Here is a 17,162-nt window from a genome sequence, read left to right as displayed (position 1 = left end):
CACCGGGGGACGCCCGCACTCGCGCGAGCACGGGCATCCCCCGACGATCAGGCCCCGCCGTGAACGGCTTCGCGAGGGTCCCCGCCAAGGGGAACCCTTGCTGCGATTCTACCGACGGGGTCCGACAATTCCCGGCCGTCGTCGACCGGGGGCTCGGCGAGCAGGCCGCGCCGGGCGAGAATCGGACGGACGCCTTCGCCGAACCAGTAGGCCTCCTCCAGGTGCGGGTAGCCGGAGAGCACGAACTCCTCCACGCCGAGGCCGTGGTACTCCTCGACCAGGTCCGCGACCTCCTCGTGGCTGCCCACCAGCGCCGTGCCCGCGCCGCCGCGCACCAGCCCGACGCCCGCCCACAGCCCGGGGTGGACCTCCAGGCCGCGCACGCCCCGGCCCAGGTCCCCACCGTGCAGCGCCACCATCCGCTGCTGCCCCACCGACTGCGACGCGCGCAGCTGCTCCTGCGCCCTGGCCACCTGCCCGGGGTCCAGCGCCGCCAACAGCTTCTCCGCCTCGCGCCACGCCTCGGCGGACGTGTCGCGGCTGATCGTGTGCAGCCGCACGCCGAACCGGATCGGCCGGTCACCGGCCAGCGCGCGCACCCGGCCGATCTTCTCCGCCACCTGCGCCGGCGGCTCGCCCCACGTCAGGTACACGTCGGCCCGCCGCGCCGCGACCGGCAGCGCCGCGTCCGACGACCCGCCGAAGTAGATCGGCGGCACGGGGTCCGGCGCGGCCATCACCGTCGCGCCCGACACCCGGTAGTGCGAGCCCGCGAAGTCGACCGGCCGCCCCGACCACGCCGCCCGCAGCACGTGCAGGAACTCGTCGGTCCGCGCGTACCGCTGGTCGTGGTCGAGCCAGTCGCCGAACCGGCGCTGCTCCACCTCGTCCCCGCCGGTCACCACGTTCAGCAGCAGCCGCCCGCGCGAGATCCGCTGGTACGTCGACGCCATCTGCGCGGCCAGCGTCGGCGAGATCACCCCGGGCCGGAACGCCACCAGGAACTTCAGCGTCGACGTCCGCGCGAGCAGCGCCGCCGTGGTCAGCCACGCGTCCTCGCACCACGTGCCGGTCGGCGTCAGCACGCCGCTGAACCCGTTGTGCTCGGCCGCCGCCGCGACCTGCGCGAGGTAGTCGACGTCCGGCTCGCGCAACGCCGCCGCGCCCAGCGACCGGTTGGCGTGGAAGCGCTCCACGACGGTCCGGCCGTCACCGGACGTGGGCAGGAACCAGTGCAGCACGACGCTCACGACAGCTCCCCCTGGAAACGGGTGTCCACGAAGTCCCGGAACCGCACCGCGCCCGGCAACGCGCCGTCCGCCGTGAACGCGTCGGCCAGCTCCTGCTCGGACGCGATCACCGCGTCGTCCAGCGGCACCGGCAGGTCGCCGCCGCGCTCCACGGCCGCCCGCGCCACCTCGGGCTTCAGCCCGGTCTCCGCGGCCCACACCCGCGCCCACTCCTCCCGGTGCGCGTCGGCCCACCGCTGCGCCCGGCTGATCCGCTTCACGAACTCCTTGATCGCCTCGCCCTTGCCCGGCGACCCCAACGCCGCCCGCCCGGCCACCTGGAACGTGTAGCCGTTCGACTTGCCGCGCCCGTCGGTCAGCACCCGCGCGCCCGCCTCCAGCTCGGCCTGCGCCGTGTAGGGGTCCCACACCGCCCACGCGTCCACCCGCTTCTGCGTGAACGCCGAGTACGCGTCCGACGGCTGCAGGAAGTTGAGCGTGACGTCCTTGGTCGACAACCCGGCCGCGGCGAGCGTCAGCAACACCTGCCCGTGCGCCGAACTGCCCTTGGCGACCGCGATGCCGCGCCCCTTGAGGTCCTGCACCGTCCGCACCGCCGAGTCGGACGGCACCAAGAGCGCGTCGCCCTCCACGCTGCCCTTCGCCGAGTACACCGCGGCGATCCGCGCGTTCGCCGCCGCCGCGAAGATCGGCGGCGTGTTCCCGACGCCGCCGACGTCGATCGCGCCCGCCGACGCCGCCTCCAGCAACGGCGGACCGGACGTGAACGTGGACCACTCGATCGGGTAAGGGAAGTCCTCCAGCAGGCCGGCGGCCGTCAGCAGCGCCTTCGAACCGCCCTTCTGGTCGCCGACCTTGAGCACCACCGGCCCGTCCGCCGACGACGCCGTGCCGCAGCCCGACAGCGCCAGCACCGCGACCACCAGCGCGCTAAGCAGCTTCGACATCGTCCACTCCCAGGTTCGACAGCACTTGCGACCGCAGGTCGGCGAAGGACGCGCGGCGCCGCGGTCGCGGCAGGTCGACGTGGTGCTCGGCCACGATCCGACCGTCGGCCAGCACCACGACGCGGTCGGCCAGCAACAGGGCCTCGTCCACGTCGTGGGTCACGAACAGCACGGCGGGCCGGTGCTCCCGCCACAGCCGCGCCACCAGGTGGTGCATGGCGAGCCGGGTCAACGCGTCCAGCGCGCCGAACGGCTCGTCCAGCAACAGCAGCTCCGGCTCGCGCACCAACGCCCGCGCCAACGACACGCGCTGCGCCTCGCCGCCGGACAACGTCGACGGCCACGCGTCGGCGTGATCGGCCAGCCGCACCTCGGCCAACGCCCGCTCCGCCACGACCCGGCCATCCACACCGCGCAGCCCCAGCGAGACGTTGCGCCACACCCGCCGCCACGGCAGCAGCCGGGGCTGCTGGAAGGCGACCGAGACGCGCTCTGGCACCGAGAACGTCCCCTCGACGTCGCGGTCGAGCCCCGCCAGGACCCGCAGCAACGTCGACTTGCCGCACCCGCTGCGCCCCAGCAGCGCCACGAACTCGCCGCCCGCGACGTCCAGGTCGAGCCCGGCCAGCACCCGGCGCGGCCCGAAGTCCTTGACCAGCCCCCGGACCCTCACCGCGCCCGCCACCGCAGCACCCTCCGCTCCAACGCGCGCACCAGGGCGTCCGTGGTCAACCCGAGCAGCGCGTAGACCAGCAGGCCCACCACGACGACGTCGGTGCGCAGGAACTCGCGCGCGTTGTTGATCAGGTAGCCGATGCCCGCGTCCGCGTTGACCTGCTCGCCGACGATCAGCGACAGCCACGCCGTGCCGAGCGCGATCCGCAGGCCCACCAACGTCTGCGGCACCGCCGACGGCAGCACGACGTGCGCGACCCGTTCGAACCGCGAGTAGCCGAGCACGCGCGCGGCTTCCAGCAGCGCCGGGTCGGTCTGCCGGATGCCCGCGTGCAGGTTCAGGTACAGCGGGAACGCCACACCGGCCGCGACCAGCGCCAGCTTCGGCTCCTCGCCGATGCCGAACCACAGGATGAACAACGGGATCAGGCCGAGGTGCGGCAGCGTGCGCAGCATCTGCACCGGCGGGTCGAGCAGCCGTTCGCCCCAGCGGGAAAGGCCGGAGGCCAGGCCGAGGGCGCCGCCGACGGTCGCGCCCAGGGCGAACCCCACCGCGACCCGGCTCGACGACACCAGGAACGCGTCCACCAGCTGCCCGTCCAGGACGAGCTCGTAGGCGGACCGGAACACGGTCAGCGGTGACGCTAGCTTGTCCGGCGGCAACACGCCCGAGCTGCTCGCGGCCTGCCACAGCAGGACCAGCCCGAGCGGGCTCAGCCACCGGGTCAAATCGGGCCACTTGCGTCGTTGTGGAGCGGGTGCGCGGGCCGGGGCAGTGGATTCCGGACGCACGACGACACCCGCGGTGGAAACCGACACGGATTTCTCCCAGCGGACAACGGGAACATCGGACGCGCTGATCAGCGAGTCAGAGTTTCGATATCCGACCGAGGAGAGTCAACGTCTCCCGAATTGTGAAAATGCCTCCGGGACCGATTGCGTCGGTCCCGGAGGCACTGTTGTCCGAACGGGGCGTCAGCCGCCCAGCATGTCGTGGCGCACGATGGTCTGGTCGCGACCCGGGCCGACGCCGATCGCGGACATGCGGGCGCCGGAGATCTCCTCCAGGTGCTCGACGTACGCGCGGGCGTTCGCGGGCAGCTCCTCGAACGTGCGGCAGTGGCTGATGTCCTCGAACCAGCCCGGCAGCTCCTCGTACACCGGCACGGCGTGGTGCACGTCGGTCTGCGTCATCGGCATCTCGTCGATCCGCTCGCCGTCGATCGTGTAGCCGACGCAGACCGGCACCTTCTCCAGGCCGGACAGCACGTCCAGCTTGGTCAGGAAGTAGTCGGTGATGCCGTTGACCCGCGCCGCGTACCGCGCGATCACCGCGTCGAACCAGCCCGTGCGCCGCGACCGCCCGGTCGTCACGCCGAACTCGCCGCCGGTCTTGCGCAGGTGCTCGCCCATCTCGTCGTTCAGCTCGGTCGGGAACGGACCCGAGCCCACCCGCGTCGTGTACGCCTTGAGGATGCCGATCACCGTGGTGATCCGCGTCGGCCCGATGCCCGAACCGGCGCTCGCGCCGCCCGAGGTCGGGTTCGACGACGTCACGAACGGGTAGGTGCCGTGGTCGACGTCGAGCAGGGTGCCCTGCGAGCCCTCCAGCAGCACCGTCTCGCCGCGCTCCAGCGCCTGGTTGAGCAGCAGGCGGGTGTCGGCGATCCGGGAGGTGAACTTGGTGCCGTGCTCCAGCACGCTGTCCACCACCTGCTCGGGGTCGAGCGCCTTGCGGTTGTAGACCTTGACCAGCACCTGGTTCTTGAAGTCCAGCGCGGCCTCGACCTTCTGCCGGAGGATCTTCTCGTCCAGCAGGTCCTGCGCGCGCACGCCGACGCGGGCGATCTTGTCCTGGTAGCACGGGCCGATGCCGCGGCCGGTGGTGCCGATCTTGGCCTTGCCCAGGTACCGCTCGGTGACCTTATCGATCGCCACGTGGTAGGGCATGATCAAGTGCGCGTCCGCGGAGATGAGCAGCTTGCTGGTGTCGACGCCCTGCTCGTCCAGGCCGGCCAGCTCCTCGAGGAGCACGCCGGGGTCGACCACGACGCCGTTGCCGATGACGCTGGTCACGCCAGGGGTGAGGATGCCGGAGGGGATCAGGTGCAGGGCGAACTTCTGACCGTCGGGCAGCACCACGGTGTGCCCGGCGTTGTTGCCGCCCTGGTACCGGACCACCCACTGCACCCGGTCACCGAGCAGGTCGGTTGCCTTGCCCTTGCCCTCATCGCCCCACTGGGCACCGATCAGCACGACGGCCGGCATGTGAAACTCCAAGCGGTTGGACGGGTAAGAGCCGAATGCCTGCGACGGCCGAGCCGTCAGTGGACGGCTGTTGAGGGTAGACCAGGAGATGAAGGTGCGCGGAATCGTGCTGGCCTGCGGAAACTCGCAGTTGCCAATGATCACGGACGGTGACCGTTTCGAGGTCCGCCACGTGGCGGAACGGCCCGGAAAGGCCGAGGTGGACGCGGTTCTCGCCGATTCGGGTGACAAACGTCTCGTCGTGCACGGCACGGACGGCGACCTCAACGCCGTCGTGCTGCGACTGCTGCGCACCGAACGGCTCGCCGACGTGCCGATCGGGTACGTGCCCGCGGACCCGGGTTCCGAGGTGGCCAAGCTCTGGGGCCTGCCGACCGACCCGGGCCGCGCGCTCGACCTCGCCCTGTCCGGCGACCCCGACCCGGTGCCGCTGGTCCGCGACGACGTCGGCGGCGTGCTCGTCGGCCTCGGCTCGCTTGGCCCGGTGCGCGGGGTCGGCTACGGGGACGACACCGTGGTGCTCCGCGGCCAAGCGTCCCGGCTGGAGGTGACCCCGGACCCGGAGGGCGGCCTCGGGCTGGTGGTGCGCGTCATCCACAAGCGGCTGTTCGGGCGGAAGGTGACCAGCACGTCGGCGCGCGCGTTCCAACTCGGCTGCCTGCCGGTGCAGGTGAACTCGGACGGCGTCGCGCACCCGCGGCCGATGAGCAAGTGGACCTGGTACCGCCACACGGAAGAGCTGCGACTGGTCCGCGGGTTGTAGTGACGGAGGAATTTTCTAGCCCGCCATTCAGGCGTCACTCGAAAGCGTTGTAACGGAAGGAGAATTGACCCAAGGTAATTCCGACAGCTTCCAACTAGGAAGGTCGGAATTATGTCAACGGTCAACAAAACCGCGCGATTCTCGATCTATTCCCTGCTCCTGGCTGGTGCGCTGGCAGTCGGACTGGTCAGTCCCGCCCAGGCGACGCCGCCGAACATCCCGAGCACCAGCACCGCCCTGTCGGAGCTGGCCGCGCTCAGGGTGGCCACCGAAGGCTCGACCAGCGGCTACTCGCGGGACCTGTTCCCGCACTGGAGCACCGTGTCGGGCGCCTGCAACACCCGCGAGACGGTGCTCAAGCGCGACGGCACGAACGTGGTCACCGACTCCAGCTGCGCGGCCACGTCCGGCCGCTGGTACAGCCCGTACGACGGCGCGACGTGGACCGCGGCGTCCGACGTGGACATCGACCACGTCGTGCCGCTGGCCGAGGCGTGGCGCTCCGGCGCGTCGTCGTGGACCACGTCGCGGCGGCAGTCGTTCGCCAACGACCTGACCAACCCGCAGCTCATCGCCGTCACCGACAACGTCAACCAGGCCAAGGGCGACCAGGACCCGGCGCTCTGGAAGCCGCCGCTGACCTCGTACTGGTGCACCTACGCGAAGATGTGGACGCGCTCGAAGTACAAGTGGGGTTTGAGCGTGAACTCGGCGGAGAAGTCTGCACTGCAAAGCATGCTCGGGAGGTGCTGACGAGGAGATGGCTGACCTGTCTTCCGCGTTCGTGGCCGGCCCCGGCGGCGTCATGACCGACGAAGTCGGCGTGGTGACCGGGGACTTGGAGCTGCGGACCACGCTGGACAACGGCGAGCTGCGCGCGCTGGTGCGCTACGAGGGCGCGGAGGAGTGGTACGCCGTCACCGGCGCCTCGTGCCGCCTGGCCGACGAGAAGGACCACGAGGCGGTGCACGCCGTCCTGCTCGGCGTGCTGAACCGCCCCGAGGGCTGACCCGCCCGCGAAGTCGCGTCGGTCGTTCGTGTCCTGATTTCCCGGCGATCACGCTTTCGGCCGTCGGGATATCAGGGCGCGAACGACCGACTTCCAGGCGACTTCGCCGCCGTCCGCGGAGCAGCGGCCAGGTCACCGCAGCGGCGGCAGCGAACCGGCGGCGTCCGCCCTGGACAACCCGGTGGCCTGCAAGAGGTCCACGGCCACCGACCGGACCTGGGCCAGCACCACCTTCGTGGAGAACCCCTCGCCGCCCAGGTGCCGGGTCGTGGCGCACGCGGCCGCCTCGCAGATCGCCGCACGCGCCTTCTTCGGCTCCTCGCCGCGCTCCAGCTCGGCCCGCAGCACGTCCACCGCGTCCGCGTACCGCCGCAGCACGTCGGGCAGCACGTCCGGCATCCGCTCGCCGTCCCGCAGCGCGGCCAACGCCCGCCGGGCCAGCACCCTGGTGTTGCGCAGCGCGTAGTCCACCGGCGTGGCGGCCGTGCCGTAGCGGCCGAGCTCGTGCCGCCTGCGCCAGCGGATCGGCGCGATGGTCGCGATCTCGCCGCCGGTCTTCAACGCCGACGCGAACTCGTCCACCGCCTCCTGGCTGCCGCGCAACCGCGCCAGCACCCCCGCCGCCTGCACGGCGTCGGACTCGGCCACCGCCGTCGCCACGCCGCGCAACGCCTCGGTCAGCTCGCCGAAGACCACCTTCGCCTGCCGGTGCGCCACGGTCAGCGGGTTCGCCGGCAGCAGCGCCGTCACGGCCAGCCCCACCAGGCCGCCGACCAGCGCGTCCACCATCCGGTCCAGGCCGCCGCCCGCGCTGGGCGGCAGCAGGGTCGCGACCAGCACCGCCGACGAGCCGGACTGCAGCGCGATCACCGCGCCACCGTCCAGCAGCACCGCCGTGGACATCGCCAGCGCCACGACCAGCGCGATCTGCCACGGCCCGGACCCGATCAGCGAGATCAGCACGTCGCCGACACCCACGCCGACGGACACGCCGACGACCAGCTCCACGACGCGCCGGAGCCGCTGCCCCAGCGACACGCCGAGGCAGACGACCGCGGCGATCGGCGCGAAGAACGGGTGCGCGTGGCCGACCACCTCGGTGGCCACCAGCCAGGACAGGCCGGCGGCGAGCGCGGCCTGGCCGATCGGCAAGGCCGTGCTCCGCCACCGCTTCAGCCTGCGCGCCACCTCGTCGCGCACGGCCCCCACGTGCTCAGCTCAGGCCGAGCGCGGCGGGCGCCGCCGGGTCGCTGTCGCCGAGGAACTTCCGGCAGCGCTCGTACTCCTCGGTCTCCCCGATCTCGTCGGCGGCCCGCGCCAGCGCCGCCAGCGCGCGCAGGAAGCCCTGGTTGCCGCGGTGCGACCACGGCACCGGGCCGTGGCCCTTCCAGCCCGAGCGGCGCAGCTGGTCCAGGCCGCGGTGGTAGCCGGTGCGCGCGAACGCGTAGCCGGCGACCGGGTCGCCGGTCTGCAGCGCCCGCTCGGCGAGCAGCGCCCACGCCTCGCTGAAGTCGGGGTAGGCGCGGACGATCTTGGCCGGGTCGGTGCCCGCCTCGGCGGCGGCCTGCGCCTCCGGGCGGTCCGGCAGCAACGTGGGTTCGGGACCGAGCAGGTTCTCCATGCCGTCAGCTTAGGAATACCCGGGCCACCGCAGCGACCAGTGCCAGCACCAACGCGGTGACGATGACGCCGGCGACGACCTTCTTGCCCATGAAAGCGCTCCTCGGTTCTCAGTGAACTCTCAGGGCGGCACCTTTCCCCGTTGAGGCCATTCGGAGCAACGAAGGTCACCTGTTAGCATGAGTCCTGCCCGGAATGCGCTGGTCATCGACGTCCCCTAGGGGATGTTCCGGGAAATTCCAGGGCGGGGCACCCTTCCAGCCTCTCCGGTCGGGACGCATCATGGGCGGGTGAACATGGGGGTAACCAATCGCGTCGCGCGTTTCCGCGACCAGTACTGGGAGCGCGGCGAGCCGGGGCGCGCGACGCCACCGGCGCTCGTCGCCTCGCTCTACAAGCTCTGGCTCGTCGGTCTGCTGCTCAAGCTGATCGGCTCCTCGTGGGACGTGGCCTGGCACTTCAAGTGGCTGCGCGACGAACTGGCGCCACCGCACCTGATCAACACCCTGGGCACGGTGATCGTGGTCGGGCTGACGCTGTTCCACACCTACACCGGCTACGGCGCGGACAAGACCGCGCTGCGGCTGATGCAGTGGGGCACCGGCGTCTTCCTGGTCGCGCTGCCCATCGACCTGATCAACCACCGGATCAACGGCCTCGACATCACGTCGTGGAGCGGCTCGCACGCCCTGCTGTACCTGGGCACCGCGATCATGATGGCGGGCGCGATCCGCGGGTGGATCAAGCTCTACCCGGAGGGCGGCCGGTGGCGGGTGCTCGGCCTGACCGGGCTGTGGCTGCTGTTCTTGGAGAACATGTGGTTCCCCAACCAGCACCAGGAGTACGGCGTGCTGGAGATCGCCTCCTGGGACCGCGGCGACCCGTACGCCGAGCCGAGCCTGCTCCAGTTCGCCGCCGACCAGATCGGCCGGCCCGTCGACCGCGAGTCGATCGTCCAGTTCTCGCTGCCCATCCCCGACTGGGTCTACCCGGTGTGGGGCCTGGTCGCGGCGGCGCTCGTGCTGGTGATCGCCCGGCGCACGATCGGCGTGCCGTGGGCGGCGACCGCGGTGGCGGGCGGCTACGTCGCCTACCGCCTGCTGATCTGGCCGCTGCTCGGCGTCGCCGACTTCCCGCTGTCGACCGTGCCGGTGTTCCTGCTGCTCATCGGCCTGGCCGTGGACGCCGCGCACCTGGGCAGGCTGCCCGCCCCGCTGGCCGCGGTGCTCGGCTCGGCGGCCGTCACGGGCCTGGGCTACGGCGGGATCTGGGTGCTGCAGGCGCTGGACGCCGCGCCGCCGATCCTCTACCCGTCCGCGGCGGTGACGTTCGTCGTGCTGGCCGCGCTCTGGCTGGTCGCCGACCGGGTCAAGGTGGGGGAAACCCCCCGACGGCCCCTGGTGGCCGCCTGATTCCGATCGACCCCGTTCCCCTCGAGGATCAGTCGGGTGGCACCCGAACCCTTGGGGGGAACTTTTATGCGCCGACTTCTCCGCGCGACGATCGCCGGCACGCTGGTCCTGTCCCTGACCGCGACCACCGCGGGCCTCGCGACCGCGGACGCGCCGAACCGGCTGGCGAGCGCGGTCGACCAGGCCCTGGCGGCGGGCGTCCCCGGTGTCGTCGTCCGGGTGGACGACGGGCGCGGCCGGCCGGTGGAGGTCGTCCGGCAGGCCCGCTGGACGCTGTCGGACCACCGGCTGCGCCCCGGCGACGAGTTCAAGATGGCGTCCAACACCAAGACGGTGTCCGCGACCCTGGTCCTGCAACTCGTCGCCGAGCGGCGGCTGAGCCTGGACGACCCCGTCGAGCGCCGGCTGCCGGGCGTGGTGCCGAACGGCTCGGCGATCACGCTGAGGATGCTGCTCAACCAGACCAGCGGCCTGTTCGACTACCTCGACGACCCGCGCCTGCACGGCCTGCTCACCGGGCAGCGGCCGCACGCGTGGACGCCTGACGAACTGCTCGCCGTGGCCCTCTCGCACCCGCCGCTGTTCGCGCCCGGCGAGCGGTGGGACTACAGCAACACCAACTACACGCTGATCGGCCTCGTGCTGGAGGCCGTGACCGGCCGGCCGTACACCGAACTGGTGCAGCGGCGGATCCTCGAACCCCTCGGCATGAGGGACACCTACTTCGCCGACGGGACCGGGTTCCGCGGCCGGCACGCCCACGGGTACGAGCCCGACGCCGAGCACCTCGGCCCGCTGCTCCCGCCCGGGCAGCCCGTCGGCGACGGCTTCGCCGGCCCCCGGCGCCACGAGCACGTCGACGTGACCGGGATCGACCTCGGCCCGGCGTGGGCCGCCGGCGGCCTGCTGTCCACCGCCGCGGACTGGCACCGGTTCCTCACGGCGCTCATGTCCGGCCGGCTCGTCCCGCGGCACCTGCTCGCCGAGATGCGCGACGCGGTGCCCCAGGGCGGTGCGAGCGCCAACGGCTACGGCCTCGGCGTCATGGAGGTCAGGACGTCCTGCGGGACGGTCTGGGGCCACTCCGGCGGCTTCCCGGGCTACCGCAGCCACAACTACACCGACGTCACCGGCGCCCGCACGGTCACCGTGCTGATGACGACCACCTTCGCCCTGGCCGCACCGGCCGCGGCCGCCGCCCAGGCGGAACTGGTGGACGCCGCCGTCTGCCGCATGAACCGCCGGTAGCGCGGGCGCGGAACGGCCCCCTCCGGAACCGGAGGGGGCCGTTCGCCGTGCGGGGGCGTCTCAGCCGGCGATCATGCGGCCGGACGACTTCAGGTGCTCGCACGCCTGGGCGATGCGGGCGGCCATGCCCTGCTCGGCGGCCTTGAGGTAGGACCGCGGGTCGTAGGCCTTCTTGTTGCCGACCTCCCCGTCCACCTTGAGCACGCCGTCGTAGTTGCCGAACATGTGGCCCACGATCGGCCGGGTGAACGCGTACTGCGTGTCCGTGTCGATGTTCATCTTGATCACGCCGTACGTGAGAGCCTCGTGGATCTCCTCCAGCAGCGAGCCGGAGCCGCCGTGGAAGACCAGGTCGAACGGCTTGGAGCCGGCCGGCAGGCCCAGCTTCTCGGCCACCACGTCCTGCCCCTGCTTGAGGATCTCCGGGCGCAGCTTCACGTTGCCCGGCTTGTACACGCCGTGCACGTTGCCGAACGTCGCCGCGACCAGGTAGCGGCCCTTCTCACCGGCGCCGAGGGCGTCCACCGTCTTCAGGTAGTCCTCGGGCGAGGTGTACAGCTTCTCGTTGATCTCGTGCGCGACGCCGTCCTCCTCGCCGCCGACGACGCCCACCTCGATCTCGAGGATGATCTTCGCCTTGGCGGTGAGGTCGAGCAGCTCCGACGCGATCTTCAGGTTCTCGTCCAGCGGCACGGCCGAGCCGTCCCACATGTGCGACTGGAACAGCGGGTTGAGCCCGCGGTCCACCCGCTCCTGGCTGATCGCGACGAGCGGCCGGACGTAGCCGTCGAGCTTGTCCTTCGGGCAGTGGTCGGTGTGCAGCGCGATGTTCACCGGGTACTTCTCGGCGACCACGTGCGCGAACTCCGCCAGCGCAACCGCGCCGGTCACCATGTCCTTGACCTTGGTGCCCGAGGCGAACTCGGCACCACCGGTCGAGACCTGGATGATCCCGTCGCTCTCGGCTTCTGCGAAACCACGCAGGGCCGCGTTGAGGGTCTCGGACGAGGTGACGTTGATCGCGGGGTAGGCGAACTCGTTCGCCTTCGCGCGGTCGAGCATCTCGGCGTAGACCTCGGGGGTTGCGATGGGCATCGGTGGGTCCTCCTCGGGTGCCCGGAACGCGGTGTCGGCAGCATCCTACGGGCACCGGCCGGCGAGCGAAGATGATCAACGGCATAGTGGTGTCATGGCGATCGCACGGTGGAACGGCGAGATCATCGCCGAGAGTGACCAGACCGAGATGGTGGAGGGGAACCACTACTTCCCCCTGGAGTCGGTGCGCACCGAGTACCTCAGGCCGTCGGACACCACGTCGGTCTGCCACTGGAAGGGCAAGGCGAGCTACTACACGCTGCACGTCAACGGCCAGGACAACACCGACGCCGCGTGGTACTACCCGCAGCCCAGCGAGGCCGCGGCGAACATCAAGGACCACGTCGCGTTCTGGAACGGCGTGGAGATCTCCGAGAACTAGTCCTCCAGCGCGGCCGCGACGTCGCGCAACGCCTGCTGGGCGTCGGGGGAGCCGACCACCTGGACGGCCACGTGGTCGGCTCCCGCGTCGTGGTGCTCGCGCAGGCGCCGCGCCACCCGTTCGACCGGGCCCCACGCGACCAGGGCGTCCACCAGCCGGTCGCTGCCGCCGCCGGCCAGGTCGTCCTCGGTGAAGCCGTTGCGCAGCCAGTTGCGGGTGTGGTGCGGCCTGCCCAGGTAGCCGGCCAGCGCCTCCCGCCCCAGGTCACGGGCCCGTGCCGGGTCCTCCTCCAGCACGACGTGCTGCTCGGGGGCGAGCACCGCGCCCGAGCCGACGGTCTCGCGCGCCCTCGCGGTGTAGTCGGGCGTCACCAGGTAGGGGTGGGCGACGCTCGTCCGGGCGGCGGCGAGCCGGAGCAGGCGCGGACCGAGCGCGGCCAGCGCCAGGCGGTCGCGCGGCACGTCCAGCTCGTCGAGGTAGTGGATCAGCTTCTGGTACGGGCTGTGATGCACCTCACCCACGAGTTCACCGTTCCCGGTGCCGATGCCGACCAGGAACCGGTCGGTCCACGCGAGCGCCCGGTAGCCGTCGTTGACCTCGCCGGCCGGCGTCGTCCACACGTCCATCACGGCCGTCGCCACGGTGATCTTCTCGGTCGCGTCCAGGAGCTCGGAGACCGTGGTCATGACGCTGCCGTCGGGCGACCCGCCCAGCCACAGGGCGCCGAAACCGAGCTCCTCCAGCTCGGCGGCGTCCTCGCCGCGGCCCACCCACCGCGCGGCCCGGTCCCACACGCCGTACCTGCCCAACTCGACCGTCATTTCGTCTCCCCGCGAACTAGGTGCTGACGACTGCCAACCGCGCCGCGGCACCATTTAGTCCTGACTTCTCCATTCGGCGCGAATGGACCGGTCCGCCTAGCTTCGCGACATGACGAAACTCGGAACCAGCGACCTCGACGTGTCGCGCCTGTGCCTGGGTGGCAACGTGTTCGGCTGGACCGCCGACGAGGAGGCCTCGTTCGCCGTGCTGGACGCGTTCGCGCAGGCCGGCGGCACCTTCGTGGACACCGCCGACTCGTACTCGGCGTGGGCCGAGGGCCACGTCGGCGGCGAGTCGGAGACGATCGTCGGCCGGTGGCTGCGCGAGCGGGGCAACCGGGACTCGATCGTGGTCGCGACCAAGGTCGGCATGCTCCGGGGGTTGGACGACCTCAAAGCCGCCACGATCGAGCGGGCCGCCGAGGACTCCCTCCGCCGCCTCGGCGTGGACCACATCGACCTGTACTACGCGCACAAGGACGACCTCGACACGCCGCAGGAGGAGACGCTGGCGGCGTTCGACCGGCTGGTCCGCGCCGGGAAGGTCCGGCACGTCGCCGCGTCCAACTACAGCGCCGAGCGGCTCACGTCCGCGCTCGCCGTGTCCGAGCGCGAGGGCTTCGCCCCGTTCGTCGCGCTCCAGCAGCCGTACAACCTCGTGGACCGCTCCTACGAGGGAGAGCTCTCCCGCGCGGTGGCCGACCACGGGCTCGCGTCCGCGCCGTACTGGGGCCTGGCGAAGGGCTTCCTGACCGGCAAGTACCGGCCGGGCGTCACGGTGGACAGCCCGCGGGCCGCCGCCGCCTCGAAGTACCTGGACGAACGCGGCCTGCGCATCCTCGCGGCGCTGGACGAAGTAGCGGCCGACCACGACACCACCCAGGCGGCGGTCGCCCTGGCGTGGCTGGCGGAGCAGCCGACGGTGGCCGCGCCCATCGCGTCGGCGCGCACCACCGACCAGCTCGCCGCCCTGCTCCCGGCCCTGGAGCTGCGGCTGACGGCGGACGAGGCGGCGGCGCTGACCGCGGCCAGCGCCGTTTAACTCTCCAGTAGCTTACTGGCGGTAAGTTGCGTTACGGTGACCTCCCTGGCTGGAGCGGGCTGAGGAGGTCACCGTGGACGTTGCGGGCAAGGTTGTCCTGATCACTGGCGCGGCGAGGGGCATCGGCGCGGAGGTGGCGCGGCGGTTGGCCGCGAAGGGCGCGAAGCTCGCCCTGGTCGGGCTGGAGGGCGACCAGCTGCGGCAGGTGGCCGAGCAGTGCGGCGGCCGGGCGTGGGAGGCCGACGTCACCGACTGGGAGGCGCTGGAGACCACGGTGAACGGCGTGGTCGACCACTACGGCGGCATCGACGTGGTCGTCGCCAACGCGGGCATCGCCGCCACCGGTTTCATCCGTTCGATGGACCCCGCGGCGTTCGAACGGGTCATCGAGGTCAACCTGCTCGGGGTGTGGCGCACGGTCCGGACGTGCCTGCCGCACCTCATCGCGAGCCGCGGCTACTGCCTCGTCGTGTCGTCGCTGGCGGCGATCGTGCACATCCCGGGCAACGGCGCCTACTCCGCCGCGAAGGCGGGCTGCGAGGCGTTCGCGGACAGCCTGCGCGCAGAGGTGCGGCACCTCGGCGTGGACGTCGGCGTGGCGTACTTCTCGTGGATCTCCACCGACATGGTCAACAGCGCCGACCAGCACCCCGTCTTCGGCCCGCTGCGCAGCGGGATGCCGGGGCTCGCGGGCAAGAAGTACCCGGTCTCCGACGTCGGCAGGGCGGTGGTCCGGGCGATCACCCGCCGGTCGAAGGCCGTGCACGTGCCGGGCTGGGTCGGCGGCTTGAAGATCTTCCGCGCGTTCACGCCGAAGGTGGTCGACCGGCAGGCGGCCAAGTCGGTGCCCGCCGCCGACCGCGAGATGGCGGCGAACGACCTGTCCGGCCTGGTCGGACCGGGTGGCACGGCCGCCGCCGCGGCGAAGAAGGGGTAGCTCGTCAGAGCCAGACGCCGGTCAGCGCCTGCCACTCGTGCACGCGCGTCTCCTTGACGACGCCGGCGGGCGTGTACGGGTCGGCGGCGAGGACCTCGCGCAGCTCGTCCTCGTCGGCGACCTCGTAGACCAGCAGGGCGCCGGACTGGTCGGTGTAGGGACCGGACACGAGCAGCACACCCCGCTCGACCAGCGTGCCCAGGTACTCGCGGTGCGCGGGTCGGACCGCCATCCGCTCGTCCTGGTTGTCGCCGAAGACCAACTCGACCGCGAACCGAGCCATCGAAAGCCCACCTCCGTTGTGCAGCGCCGCACCGAAGCTACCCCCTGACGGGGTAACGTCTTTTCCGTGGTCGGTCCCGATCGGAACAGCGGCGGCATCGCGCGTGTGCAGGACACGCTGACGAACCTGCGGATCCAGGACGGCGCGGCACCGGCCCCGACCGGCCCGCTGACGCTGGAGGACCTGTACCGCCAGCACCGGATGCGGCTGGTCCGGCTGGCGCTGCTGCTGGTCGACGAGCCCGCCACGGCGGAGGACGTCGTCCAGGAGGCGTTCACCGGCCTGTACCGGAACTGGAAGAACCTGCGTGACGCGCAGGCGGCCGTGGGCTACCTGCGGACCGCGGTCGTCAACGGCTCGCGCAGCGTGCTGCGGCGGCGCAAGACGGCCCGCGACTACACCCCGCCGCACGTGGCGAACGCGCGTTCGGCGGAGAGCCTCGCCATGCTGACGGCCGAGCACCAGGCGGTCGTGCGCGCGCTGTCCCAGCTGCCGCCGAGGCAGCGCGAGGTGCTCGTGCTGCGCTACTACGGCGACCTGTCGGAAGCCGAGATCGCCGAGGCCACCGGCATCAGCAAGGGCACCGTGAAGAGCACCGCGAGCCGCGCGCTCGACGCCCTGCAGAAGATCATGGCCGGCAACTAGCCACCCTTCGCCGGTGTGCCCGTCACCAGGGCACCGCTCCGTCGTCGTTGCGGAATTCGCCGGTCGGTCCGCCGTCGGGCAGGGTCGCGAGGCGAATCGCGATGGCCGCGCCCTGTCGCGGTGTGCGGTGGCCGCTGAAACCGGTGAAGTCGGTGGCGGTCAACCCGGGACAGCCGGCGTTGATCAGGATGTTGGTACCGCCCAGTTCCTTGGCGTATTGGACGGTGACGGCGTTGAGGAAGGTCTTCGACGCCAGATAGGCAGCGGGAACCGGGCCCATGTCGATGCCGGGTGCGGTTTGCAGGGAGAGCGAACCGACGCTGCTGGACATGTTGACGATTCGCGGTGAGGGCGAGGCGCGCAGCATCGGCAGCATCGCGTTGGTGACGCGGATGACCCCGATCACGTTGGTTTCCACGACCGCGCGCACGGTCGCGGGATCGACCGCGGTCGGTGTCTGCGGCCCATCGCCGGTGACGCCGTTGATCGCGGCGTTGTTCACCAGCACGTCGAGCCCTCCGGCGTGATCGGCGATCAACTCGGCCGCCGCCGCGGCACTCGCGTCGTCGGTCACGTCCAGCGGCACGCCGAACGCGTCGATCCCGGCCGCGCGCAGCTTCTGCACCGCGGTGTCGCGACGATGCCGGTCACGCGCGCCCACACCGACCCTCCAGCCGAGCGCGCCCAGGCCGGCGGCGATCTCGTAGCCGATTCCCTTGTTCGCGCCGGTGACCAGCGCAATCGTCCGTCCACTCACACCGCGGA

General features: G+C 71.7%; 20 protein-coding genes. 9 read left to right on the top strand and 11 right to left on the bottom strand.

Annotated features, from left to right (window positions below; translation table 11 throughout):
• Positions 1-47: 47 nt before the first annotated feature.
• The 5 genes from ACZ7GX_RS02005 to ACZ7GX_RS01985 all read right to left on the bottom strand — a co-directional run bounded on the left by ACZ7GX_RS02005 (position 48) and on the right by ACZ7GX_RS01985 (position 5,140).
• Positions 48-1,250 carry an LLM class flavin-dependent oxidoreductase gene (locus ACZ7GX_RS02005; RefSeq protein WP_498771774.1) on the bottom strand — a complete coding sequence of 401 codons (1,203 nt, stop codon included), beginning with the start codon at positions 1,248-1,250 and terminating at the stop codon, positions 48-50.
• A complete protein-coding gene (locus tag ACZ7GX_RS02000; protein ID WP_498771772.1) occupies positions 1,247-2,197 on the bottom strand; it encodes an ABC transporter substrate-binding protein in 951 nt (316 codons plus the stop codon). The genes ACZ7GX_RS02005 and ACZ7GX_RS02000 overlap by 4 nt, the downstream gene beginning before the upstream one ends.
• The gene (locus tag ACZ7GX_RS01995) at positions 2,181-2,882 is read right to left on the bottom strand and encodes an ABC transporter ATP-binding protein (protein WP_498771770.1); all 702 of its coding nucleotides are present in this window, start codon (positions 2,880-2,882) and stop codon (positions 2,181-2,183) included. Before ACZ7GX_RS01995 ends, ACZ7GX_RS02000 begins: the two co-directional genes overlap by 17 nt.
• Positions 2,867-3,691 carry an ABC transporter permease gene (locus tag ACZ7GX_RS01990; protein WP_498771768.1) on the bottom strand — a complete coding sequence of 275 codons (825 nt, stop codon included), beginning with the start codon at positions 3,689-3,691 and terminating at the stop codon, positions 2,867-2,869. Before ACZ7GX_RS01990 ends, ACZ7GX_RS01995 begins: the two co-directional genes overlap by 16 nt.
• Before the next feature lie 156 nt (positions 3,692-3,847).
• On the bottom strand, positions 3,848-5,140 hold the full coding sequence (locus tag ACZ7GX_RS01985; protein ID WP_498771766.1) for an adenylosuccinate synthase: 1,293 nt from the start codon (positions 5,138-5,140) through the stop codon (positions 3,848-3,850).
• 88 nt (positions 5,141-5,228) lie between these two features.
• Here ACZ7GX_RS01985 and ACZ7GX_RS01980 point away from each other — a divergent pair, with 88 nt between their 5' ends.
• The 3 genes from ACZ7GX_RS01980 to ACZ7GX_RS01970 all read left to right on the top strand — a co-directional run bounded on the left by ACZ7GX_RS01980 (position 5,229) and on the right by ACZ7GX_RS01970 (position 6,912).
• Positions 5,229-5,903: a diacylglycerol kinase family protein gene (locus ACZ7GX_RS01980; RefSeq protein WP_498771982.1), complete on the top strand. Its 675-nt coding sequence runs from the start codon at positions 5,229-5,231 to the stop codon at positions 5,901-5,903.
• Between the two features lie 111 nt (positions 5,904-6,014).
• Positions 6,015-6,656, top strand: a complete 642-nt coding sequence (locus ACZ7GX_RS01975) for an HNH endonuclease family protein (RefSeq protein ID WP_498771764.1) — start codon at positions 6,015-6,017, stop codon at positions 6,654-6,656.
• Positions 6,657-6,663: 7 nt separating this feature from the next.
• A complete protein-coding gene (locus ACZ7GX_RS01970; RefSeq protein ID WP_141980007.1) occupies positions 6,664-6,912 on the top strand; it encodes a hypothetical protein in 249 nt (82 codons plus the stop codon).
• Between the two features lie 132 nt (positions 6,913-7,044).
• Here the strand turns inward: ACZ7GX_RS01970 and ACZ7GX_RS01965 are convergent, their stop codons facing one another.
• Positions 7,045-8,121, bottom strand: coding sequence for an FUSC family protein (locus ACZ7GX_RS01965; RefSeq protein WP_498771761.1), 1,077 nt, complete (start codon positions 8,119-8,121; stop codon positions 7,045-7,047).
• A 4-nt stretch (positions 8,122-8,125) separates the two neighbouring features.
• Positions 8,126-8,533: a DUF3151 domain-containing protein gene (locus ACZ7GX_RS01960; RefSeq protein ID WP_230570781.1), complete on the bottom strand. Its 408-nt coding sequence runs from the start codon at positions 8,531-8,533 to the stop codon at positions 8,126-8,128.
• 295 nt (positions 8,534-8,828) lie between these two features.
• Here ACZ7GX_RS01960 and ACZ7GX_RS01955 point away from each other — a divergent pair, with 295 nt between their 5' ends.
• Positions 8,829-9,944 (top strand): hypothetical protein, encoded by a 1,116-nt coding sequence (locus ACZ7GX_RS01955; protein WP_498771980.1) that lies wholly within the window; start codon positions 8,829-8,831, stop codon positions 9,942-9,944.
• 66 nt (positions 9,945-10,010) lie between these two features.
• Positions 10,011-11,192, top strand: coding sequence for a serine hydrolase domain-containing protein (locus ACZ7GX_RS01950; RefSeq protein ID WP_498771758.1), 1,182 nt, complete (start codon positions 10,011-10,013; stop codon positions 11,190-11,192).
• A 60-nt stretch (positions 11,193-11,252) separates the two neighbouring features.
• Here ACZ7GX_RS01950 and fbaA read toward each other — a convergent pair whose 3' ends face one another.
• Positions 11,253-12,287, bottom strand: a complete 1,035-nt coding sequence (fbaA, locus tag ACZ7GX_RS01945; RefSeq protein ID WP_498771756.1) for a class II fructose-bisphosphate aldolase — start codon at positions 12,285-12,287, stop codon at positions 11,253-11,255.
• A 94-nt stretch (positions 12,288-12,381) separates the two neighbouring features.
• Between fbaA and ACZ7GX_RS01940 the strand changes: the two genes are divergently transcribed.
• Positions 12,382-12,669: a DUF427 domain-containing protein gene (locus ACZ7GX_RS01940; protein ID WP_498771754.1), complete on the top strand. Its 288-nt coding sequence runs from the start codon at positions 12,382-12,384 to the stop codon at positions 12,667-12,669.
• Here ACZ7GX_RS01940 and ACZ7GX_RS01935 read toward each other — a convergent pair.
• Positions 12,666-13,490 (bottom strand): TIGR03620 family F420-dependent LLM class oxidoreductase, encoded by an 825-nt coding sequence (locus ACZ7GX_RS01935; protein ID WP_498771752.1) that lies wholly within the window; start codon positions 13,488-13,490, stop codon positions 12,666-12,668. The two genes, ACZ7GX_RS01940 and ACZ7GX_RS01935, sit on opposite strands and share 4 nt — an antisense overlap.
• A 109-nt stretch (positions 13,491-13,599) precedes the next feature.
• Between ACZ7GX_RS01935 and ACZ7GX_RS01930 the strand changes: the two genes are divergently transcribed.
• Together ACZ7GX_RS01930 and ACZ7GX_RS01925 are read left to right on the top strand one after the other, a co-directional pair.
• Complete coding sequence (locus ACZ7GX_RS01930; protein WP_498771750.1) at positions 13,600-14,532, top strand: aldo/keto reductase; 933 nt, start codon at positions 13,600-13,602, stop codon at positions 14,530-14,532.
• 73 nt (positions 14,533-14,605) lie between these two features.
• Positions 14,606-15,469 carry an SDR family oxidoreductase gene (locus tag ACZ7GX_RS01925; protein ID WP_498771748.1) on the top strand — a complete coding sequence of 288 codons (864 nt, stop codon included), beginning with the start codon at positions 14,606-14,608 and terminating at the stop codon, positions 15,467-15,469.
• A 4-nt stretch (positions 15,470-15,473) separates the two neighbouring features.
• On the opposite strand, the gene ACZ7GX_RS01920 is transcribed toward ACZ7GX_RS01925, so the two are convergent.
• Positions 15,474-15,752, bottom strand: coding sequence for a YciI family protein (locus ACZ7GX_RS01920; RefSeq protein ID WP_498771746.1), 279 nt, complete (start codon positions 15,750-15,752; stop codon positions 15,474-15,476).
• Positions 15,753-15,818: 66 nt separating this feature from the next.
• On the opposite strand from ACZ7GX_RS01920, the gene ACZ7GX_RS01915 reads away from it, so the two are divergent.
• Complete coding sequence (locus ACZ7GX_RS01915; RefSeq protein ID WP_053714368.1) at positions 15,819-16,397, top strand: SigE family RNA polymerase sigma factor; 579 nt, start codon at positions 15,819-15,821, stop codon at positions 16,395-16,397.
• A gap of 22 nt (positions 16,398-16,419) precedes the next feature.
• Here the strand turns inward: ACZ7GX_RS01915 and ACZ7GX_RS01910 are convergent, their stop codons facing one another.
• On the bottom strand, positions 16,420-17,154 hold the full coding sequence (locus tag ACZ7GX_RS01910) for an SDR family NAD(P)-dependent oxidoreductase (protein WP_498771743.1): 735 nt from the start codon (positions 17,152-17,154) through the stop codon (positions 16,420-16,422).
• Positions 17,155-17,162 lie beyond the last annotated feature (8 nt).

This window comes from Actinosynnema sp. NPDC037264 (assembly GCF_055603705.1).
Note: the sequence above shows the minus strand (reverse complement) of the source record. Positions and strands in the feature narration are given on the sequence as shown.